1 protein-coding gene and 1 pseudogene are annotated in these 1,002 nt (G+C 46.9%); one reads left to right on the forward strand and one right to left on the reverse strand.

Annotated elements, in window-relative coordinates; all coding sequences use genetic code 11:
• On the forward strand, positions 1-798 hold a 798-nt coding region (locus R7Q38_RS25135), incomplete at its 5' end, for a Na+/H+ antiporter NhaC family protein (protein WP_318114775.1).
• Positions 799-892: 94 nt separating this feature from the next.
• Here R7Q38_RS25135 and R7Q38_RS25140 read toward each other — a convergent pair.
• Positions 893-1,002, reverse strand: a pseudogene (locus tag R7Q38_RS25140) (DsbA family protein); the annotation flags it as partial.

Below are 1,002 nucleotides of genomic sequence, written 5' to 3' on the forward strand. Positions count from 1 at the left end.
AAAAACCTGCATGACAACGGTTTAGAGAACGTTGTCGCAAGCCAAGTACCAACCGCCATGTTGCTTCCTGGCGCGGGTATGATTTTTGGTTTGCTACTGGCCATTTTTGTTAGCTACCGAAAACCTCGTGAGTACAAAGAAACAGAACTGACGGTGGTTCACGAAACCGACCACAGCATTAACAAACAGCACATCCTAGTGGCTGCACTTGGTATTATTGCCGCGCTTGGTGTTCAGCTTTACACCGGCTCAATGATCATCGGTGCTCTCGCTGGTTTTATGGTGTTCACGTTTGGTGGCGTTATCGCGTGGAAGGAAACCCACGACGTATTCACCAAAGGCGTTCACATGATGGCGATGATCGGCTTTATCATGATCGCAGCCGCGGGTTTTGCAGCGGTAATGAAACAAACGGGTGGCGTAGAAACCCTAGTTCAGTCACTGTCTACAAGTATTGGTGACAACAAACCGCTTGCAGCGCTACTTATGCTGGTTGTTGGTCTATTGGTAACCATGGGTATTGGTTCTTCATTCTCGACGATTCCAATTCTTGCAACCATCTACGTTCCGCTTTCTTTGGCGTTTGGTTTCTCACCAATGGCAACGATCGCATTAGTAGGTACAGCTGCAGCGCTAGGTGATGCTGGCTCTCCTGCATCCGACTCAACATTGGGCCCAACTTCTGGCCTAAATGCTGACGGCCAGCACGAACACATTTGGGAAACGGTTGTTCCAACCTTCATCCACTACAATATCCCACTGATCATCTTCGGTTGGATCGCTGCAATGGTGCTTTAGTATCAAGTTTTCGAACTGAAACGACTGATACCTTTGGTAACAAAAAAACCGCTCGATATGAGCGGTTTTTTTAATTCAATCGAAAACGAAGCCACTATTGCGCTGGCATGTTTTCGATAATGCGTTCACGAATCAATTTAAGCGTTGGCTCGGTCGATAGGTAATCCACCTTAATTTGGATATACGCATCGTTGATTTGCAGTA

Source organism: Vibrio sp. Vb0598 (assembly GCF_033338935.1).
Classification (GTDB): Bacteria; Pseudomonadota; Gammaproteobacteria; order Enterobacterales; family Vibrionaceae; genus Vibrio; species Vibrio alginolyticus.